Origin of the sequence: Enterococcus hirae ATCC 9790, from assembly GCF_000271405.2 — a bacterium.
GTDB lineage: Bacteria > Bacillota > Bacilli > Lactobacillales > Enterococcaceae > Enterococcus_B > Enterococcus_B hirae.
This window is the reverse complement of sequence record NC_018081.1, coordinates 940,083-947,500: the sequence shown is the minus strand read 5'-3', so window position 1 is coordinate 947,500 and position 7,418 is coordinate 940,083. Positions and strand designations below refer to the sequence as shown.

The 7,418-nt window shown below is 41.0% G+C and carries 3 protein-coding genes, 2 rRNA genes and 1 other annotated feature (1 of these 6 only partly in view); of the genes, 3 read left to right on the top strand and 2 right to left on the bottom strand.

All coding sequences use genetic code 11. The features are described 5' to 3' along the window. Window positions 1-1,007: ribosomal RNA gene (locus EHR_RS04580) — 23S ribosomal RNA — on the bottom strand (it extends 1,907 nt beyond the left edge of the window). Window positions 1,008-1,353: 346 nt separating this feature from the next. Beyond that, a 16S ribosomal RNA gene (locus EHR_RS04575) occupies window positions 1,354-2,919 on the bottom strand. The 16S and 23S rRNA genes sit together here, the layout of an rRNA operon. Before the next feature lie 743 nt (window positions 2,920-3,662). Between EHR_RS04575 and croR the strand changes: the two genes are divergently transcribed. The 3 genes from croR to serS all read left to right on the top strand — a co-directional run bounded on the left by croR (window position 3,663) and on the right by serS (window position 7,128). Next, window positions 3,663-4,352, top strand: a complete 690-nt coding sequence (croR, locus tag EHR_RS04570; RefSeq protein ID WP_010736768.1) for a response regulator transcription factor CroR — start codon at window positions 3,663-3,665, stop codon at window positions 4,350-4,352. Next, on the top strand, window positions 4,339-5,547 hold the full coding sequence (locus EHR_RS04565) for a sensor histidine kinase (RefSeq protein ID WP_025480278.1): 1,209 nt from the start codon (window positions 4,339-4,341) through the stop codon (window positions 5,545-5,547). Before croR ends, EHR_RS04565 begins: the two co-directional genes overlap by 14 nt. Window positions 5,548-5,591: 44 nt before the next feature. Beyond that, window positions 5,592-5,805 (top strand) — a binding site (T-box leader). Between the two features lie 51 nt (window positions 5,806-5,856). Further along, entirely contained in the window at window positions 5,857-7,128 is a 1,272-nt protein-coding gene (gene serS / locus EHR_RS04560) for a serine--tRNA ligase (RefSeq protein WP_010736769.1), read from the top strand. Window positions 7,129-7,418 lie beyond the last annotated feature (290 nt).

The window sequence follows — 7,418 nt, the reverse complement described above, 5'->3', positions numbered from 1 at the left end:
TATGGATCTTATCACTCACAGTCTGACTCCCGGATATGAATGAATGGCATTCGGAGTTTATCTGAATTCGGTAACCCGAGATGGGCCCCTAGTCCAAACAGTGCTCTACCTCCATCATTCTCAATTCCGAGGCTAGCCCTAAAGCTATTTCGGAGAGAACCAGCTATCTCCAAGTTCGTTTGGAATTTCTCCGCTACCCACACCTCATCCCCGCACTTTTCAACGTACGTGGGTTCGGTCCTCCAGTGCGTTTTACCGCACCTTCAACCTGGACATGGGTAGATCACATGGTTTCGGGTCTACGACTACATACTCAAACGCCCTATTCAGACTCGCTTTCGCTGCGGCTCCGTCTCTTCAACTTAACCTCGCATGCAATCGTAACTCGCCGGTTCATTCTACAAAAGGCACGCCATCACCCATTAACGGGCTTTGACTTGTTGTAGGCACACGGTTTCAGGTTCTATTTCACTCCCCTTCCGGGGTGCTTTTCACCTTTCCCTCACGGTACTGGTTCACTATCGGTCACTAGGGAGTATTTAGCCTTGGGAGATGGTCCTCCCGGATTCCGACGGAATTCCTCGTGTTCCGCCGTACTCAGGATCCTCCTAGGTGCCTTCCAAATTTCATCTACGGGGTTTTTACCCTCTTTGACTGACTTTTCCAAGTCATTCGACTATCTGAAAGAACTACCATATTGGAGTCCTACAACCCCAATGAGCAAGCTCATTGGTTTGGGCTTTTCCCGTTTCGCTCGCCGCTACTCAGGGAATCGAATTTTCTTTCTCTTCCTGCAGGTACTTAGATGTTTCAGTTCTCTGCGTCTACCTCGAATGCGCTATGTATTCACGCAAACGTAACATCCTATAAAAGATGCTGGGTTCCCCCATTCGGAAATCTCTGGATCATAGCTTACGTACAGCTCCCCAAAGCATATCGGTGTTAGTCCCGTCCTTCATCGGCTCCTAGTGCCAAGGCATCCACCGTGCGCCCTTATTCACTTAACCTTATCAACCTTACGGTTGGGTTTTGATCTTTCTTCTAGCGATAGAAGTCCGATCAAGAAAATAAGCAATTGAACTTATTAAAAAACTCTATCCAGCTCACAAATCAGCCTCTTCGGCAAAAAGATCGACCGTCTAATGAAATCAAGATTTCATTGCCGTCCGCCTATTTTGCTTGAGGCTAAACGATTTGTTTAGCTTTCAAATTCAACGCGGTGTTCTCGGTTTGTATTACTAATTTACTTCAAATATCCAGTTTTCAATGAACAAAAATATATCTTTGAGAGTAAACCTCTCAAAACTGAACAAAGTGAAAAACAAACAGTGTAGTCTCCGTAATATTCCTTAGAAAGGAGGTGATCCAGCCGCACCTTCCGATACGGCTACCTTGTTACGACTTCACCCCAATCATCTATCCCACCTTAGGCGGCTGGCTCCAAAAGGTTACCTCACCGACTTCGGGTGTTACAAACTCTCGTGGTGTGACGGGCGGTGTGTACAAGGCCCGGGAACGTATTCACCGCGGCGTGCTGATCCGCGATTACTAGCGATTCCGGCTTCATGTAGGCGAGTTGCAGCCTACAATCCGAACTGAGAGAAGCTTTAAGAGATTAGCTTAGCCTCGCGACTTTGCGACTCGTTGTACTTCCCATTGTAGCACGTGTGTAGCCCAGGTCATAAGGGGCATGATGATTTGACGTCATCCCCACCTTCCTCCGGTTTGTCACCGGCAGTCTTGCTAGAGTGCCCAACTAAATGATGGCAACTAACAATAAGGGTTGCGCTCGTTGCGGGACTTAACCCAACATCTCACGACACGAGCTGACGACAAACCATGCACCACCTGTCACTTTGCCCCCGAAGGGGAAGCTCTATCTCTAGAGTGGTCAAAGGATGTCAAGACCTGGTAAGGTTCTTCGCGTTGCTTCGAATTAAACCACATGCTCCACCGCTTGTGCGGGCCCCCGTCAATTCCTTTTGAGTTTTCAACCTTGCGGTCGTACTCCCCAGGCGGAGTGCTTAATGCGTTAGCTGCAGCACTGAAGGGCGGAAACCCTCCAACACTTAGCACTCATCGTTTACGGCGTGGACTACCAGGGGTATCTAATCCTGTTTGCTCCCCACGCTTTCGAGCCTCAGCGTCAGTTACAGACCAGAGAGCCGCCTTCGCCACTGGTGTTCCTCCATATATCTACGCATTTCACCGCTACACATGGAATTCCACTCTCCTCTTCTGCACTCAAGTCTCCCAGTTTCCAATGACCCTCCCCCGGTTGAGCCGGGGGCTTTCACATCAGACTTAAGAAACCGCCTGCGCTCGCTTTACGCCCAATAAATCCGGACAACGCTTGCCACCTACGTATTACCGCGGCTGCTGGCACGTAGTTAGCCGTGGCTTTCTGGTTAGATACCGTCAAGGGATGAACAGTTACTCTCATCCTTGTTCTTCTCTAACAACAGAGTTTTACGATCCGAAAACCTTCTTCACTCACGCGGCGTTGCTCGGTCAGACTTTCGTCCATTGCCGAAGATTCCCTACTGCTGCCTCCCGTAGGAGTTTGGGCCGTGTCTCAGTCCCAATGTGGCCGATCACCCTCTCAGGTCGGCTATGCATCGTCGCCTTGGTGAGCCGTTACCTCACCAACTAGCTAATGCACCGCGGGTCCATCCATCAGCGACACCCGAAAGCGCCTTTCAAATCAAAACCATGCGGTTTCGATTGTTATACGGTATTAGCACCTGTTTCCAAGTGTTATCCCCTTCTGATGGGCAGGTTACCCACGTGTTACTCACCCGTTCGCCACTCCTCTTTTTCCGGTGGAGCAAGCTCCGGTGGAAAAAAGAAGCGTTCGACTTGCATGTATTAGGCACGCCGCCAGCGTTCGTCCTGAGCCAGGATCAAACTCTCATAAAAAGTTCGAACAATCTTGCGATTGTTAAGCTCAATTGTTTGCTAGCATATTGCTTGCTTGTTAAAAATGTTTGTTGTCTTGAATCAATCAAGACGCCCTACACATTTGGTTTGTCTTTACTTTGTTCAGTTTTCAAAGGTCTACTTGATTAAATGCTAATCAGTTGAGATTGCCGTAGCAACTTTTATATCATATCAGAGCGACGTTTGTTTGTCAACTCTTTTTTTAAAAGTTTTTTTGACTTCGTTTTTTAGAAGTGTTTCAGCAACTCATTTATCATAACTCGTCGTTTGTTATTTGTCAACAACTTTTTTGAAGTTTTTTTCGATAGAATCAAACTTCGTAAGCTGTCGTTTTTTTACGACTCAGTTATCTTATCATGGTGTGATCCCTCTGTCAACAGTTTATTTTAACTATTTTCACTAGCGATCTTTGCTCTTTCGAACAAATAATAATATACCAACAGCAAAAATAAAAGTCAATAAGAAAAAAGCTGTTTTATCAACATTTTTAGCGTAATCGATCGTTCTAATCCTATAAGTGAGAAACGTTCGCTTTTAACATGTTTTTCATTAATGATAGCCTTCTCAGCATTGCGATTGTTCAGTTTTCTATTAATGAGCCACTTCACTTAGCTCTTACCTTCTAAAATTTTCCTTAACAAAGTGTTGCTTTTATCTATTTAGACATTTTTTTGCTAGAATGAATAGTAAATAGTATCATTCTAACTCTGGAGGAACAATCTATGAAAATATTAATTGCTGATGATGATAAAGAAATTGTTGAATTACTAAGTATTTATGTTCACAATGAAGGATACGAAGCTGTTAAGGCTTATGATGGGAAAGAAGCATTATCAAAGATTCGAACGATACCTGATATTGAGTTATTGATTTTGGATATTATGATGCCTGAAATGGATGGCATGCAGGTCGTTAAAGAATTACGAAAGGAATCGCAAATCCCGATTATCATGTTGACAGCAAAAACAACCGATATGGATAAAATTAAAGGGCTTGTTGCTGGTGCTGATGATTATGTTACAAAACCATTTAATCCTTTAGAAGTTATGGCACGCGTAAAATCTTTGCTTCGTCGAACAAAAATGCAAATCACACCGGATCAACCGGATATATTAGAAGTAAACTCTTTGATTATTAACAAAGATTCCCATGAAGTAAAAACAATTGATGGGAAAGAGATTCAGCTCACAGCATTAGAATTTGGGATTCTATACTTATTAGCAAGTCATCCTAATCGTGTGTTCAGTGCAGATGAAATCTTTGAGCGTGTATGGAAACAAGAAAGTATTGTTTCCGCAAAAACTGTTATGGTCCATGTTAGTCATTTGAGAGATAAGATCGAAGAAGCAACTGGTGGAGAAAAAGTCATTCAAACCGTTTGGGGAGTGGGCTATAAAATTGATGCAAGATAAAAAAAGAGGAACAGAAAAACGGCGACGAATCAATCTAACTTCTAAGGAAATCAGTGAGTTATTAGCAGAAGGTATTATCACCGTGATTCTCCTTCTACTATTAAATGTTGCGATTTTGGTTGTCCTTACTTCAATAATTAGTAGTTCCCCTTCATTGACTAATGCGATTTGGGATTCAAAAAATATTTTTGCTCAACGATTGAATAGTGATTTATTTTGGAACGGCCGAAATTTTCTGATTCCCCTTTTCTTTCTTTTAGATATCGGCGTATTATACTGGCGGTTAATCCGTCGCTACCGACAAATGCAACTACGTCATATTATTAGCGAGCTTCACTATATCGCTAATGGTAATTATGACCATCGGATCCCTTTTGAATTAACAGGTGATCTTAGTCGTGTAGTAACAAGCATTAATGGTTTAGTCGATAGTACAGTAGCTGCGATCGAAGATGAACGGAAAATTGAAAAATCAAAAGATGAATTGATTACTAATGTGAGTCACGATATCCGTACCCCTTTAACCTCTATTATTGGTTACTTAGGATTAATCGAAGATGGTCAGTATCAAACAAAAGAGGATCTTTTGAAGTATACCCATACAGCTTATATCAAAGCAAAACAAATGAAATTACTAGTGGATGATCTTTTTGAGTATACTAAAGTCAGACAACCAGCTGTTCCGGTCAATTTTTCGGCTTTTGATCTGATCCAGCTAATTGAACAACTAGCTGCTGATTTTGAATTAGAAGCATCAAAAAAGCATATCCAAATCCTTGTATCATCACAGGTTCCATCATTAACTATGGATGGGGACACTGAAAAACTAGTTCGTGTCTTTAATAATTTACTGACGAATGCTTTAAAATACGGCAAAGGCGCTACAAAAATTGTCATTGAAGTCGAAAAAGTTGGCTCAGAAGTCGTTGCGACAGTAAAAAACAATGGAGCTATGATTCCTCGAGAATCAATCGATAATCTTTTTGACCGTTTTTACCGAGTAGAAGAGTCTCGTTCACAAGAAACCGGTGGGACGGGTTTAGGTTTAGCCATTGCTCAAAGTATCGTTGCTTTACATGGTGGTTATATTTATGCTAAATCTGATAAACACTGGACTTCATTCATCATGCATCTCCCAATAAAAAGAAATGAAAAATTACCAATCAAAAGTCAGGAACATATTGACGAAAATTAAAATATCCGATATTCTTATTACAATCATTTCTATATATCATATCTATATAGCACAGAACCCAGTACATTTTATTTTTTTCAAGAGAGCTGATGGATGGTGTAAATCAGCAAAAAATAAGTTTGGAAGTTCCAGTTCTTTGATGTGTACCTTTCGAAATAAGAAAGGTCGGTAAAACAGCCGTTATCTGTTAACAAGAGCAGCATATTTATATGTTGAACTCGGGTGGTACCGCGAATGTTAGACCGATTCGTCCCAAGATAATTGAGGGATGGATTGGTCTTTTTTTATTATATTTAAGGAGGAATTGCAATGTTAGATGTAAAAATGATGCGTCAAAATTTTGATTATGTTCAAGAAAAATTAATGACTCGTGGGGTCAAAAAAGAAACCTTAGCTGAATTTATGGAATTAGATGAAAGTCGTCGAAAATTACTTGTTAAAACGGAAGAATTAAAAAAATATCGTAATGATGTTTCAGCAGAAATTGCGCAATTAAAACGGAACAAAGAAGATGCAACAGCTAAAATCAATGAAATGAAAGAAGTTGGGGGCAACATTAAAGCTCTTGATGAAGAAGTAGCGCAAGTAGATGAAAAGTTACATCAAATTGCGACTACCTTACCAAATTTACCAGATGATTCTGTACCTGTTGGAAAAGACGAAGAGGACAACGTGGAAGTTCGTCGTTGGAACACGCCTCGTAATTTTTCATTTGAACCGAAACCACATTGGGAAATCGCTGAAAACTTAGGTATCTTAGACTTTGAAAGAGGGGCAAAAGTTTCTGGAAGTCGTTTTGTTTACTATAAAGGATTAGGTGCTCGCTTAGAACGTGCCGTTTATAACTTTATGCTAGATCAACACATCTATGAACATGACTATACAGAAATGATTACTCCTTATATCGTAAATAGTCGGGCTATGTTCGGAACTGGGCAATTTCCTAAGTTTAAAGAAGATGTTTTCCAATTAGAAGATACAGATTTGACATTGATCCCAACAGCGGAAGTTCCATTAACAAACTATTACAACGATGAGATCTTAGATGGGCAAGATTTACCGATTTATTTCACTGCTCTTAGTCCCGCATTTCGTTCGGAAGCAGGGAGTGCCGGCCGTGATACTCGAGGATTGATTCGTTTACACCAATTTAATAAAGTAGAAATGGTCAAATTCTCTGATGCAGAACATTCTTATGATGAGCTAGAAAAAATGACAGCCGATGCTGAAGATATTCTACAAAAATTACATTTACCTTACCGTGTAGTAGCATTATCTACTGGAGATATGGGCTTCTCTGCTGCCAAAACATATGACTTAGAAGTATGGATCCCTGCACAAGAAACATATCGTGAAATCAGCTCATGTTCAAACTGTGAAGATTTCCAAGCACGACGCGCAATGATCCGTTACCGTGATGCAGACGGAAAAATCCACTATGCTCATACACTGAATGGTTCAGGACTTGCAGTCGGCCGAACTGTCGCAGCGATCCTTGAAAACTACCAAAATGAAGATGGATCAGTGACTGTTCCAGAAGTATTAGTTCCTTACATGGGAAATTTAAAAGTAATCAAATAAATAGAGCTAGATCAAAAAGTGGACTGATAACACAATAAAAACTAGGCTCTTTGTCAAATAATGTTGATGGAGAGAAATCTTGCTATTACTTTAAATCATAAAAAGGATGACGCTAAAGTCTAGGACGGATAGAGATTCTATTCGTCCTAGACTTTTTTTCAAAAAACAACGAACCAGACAAAAATGCGGGTAGACTCCCTAAAACTTCTAATCTAAAATGTTAAAAGACAAATTCATCTGTCATATATTTGTTTGATCAAACGATCCACATCAAAGATACAGGTTTGAAA

Excerpts from the sequence above, each read along its gene's own strand:
- croR (WP_010736768.1), top strand. The coding sequence starts at position 3,663 with ATGAAAATATTAATTGCTGATGATGATAAAGAAATTGTTGAATTACTA.
- serS (WP_010736769.1), top strand. The coding sequence starts at position 5,857 with ATGTTAGATGTAAAAATGATGCGTCAAAATTTTGATTATGTTCAAGAA.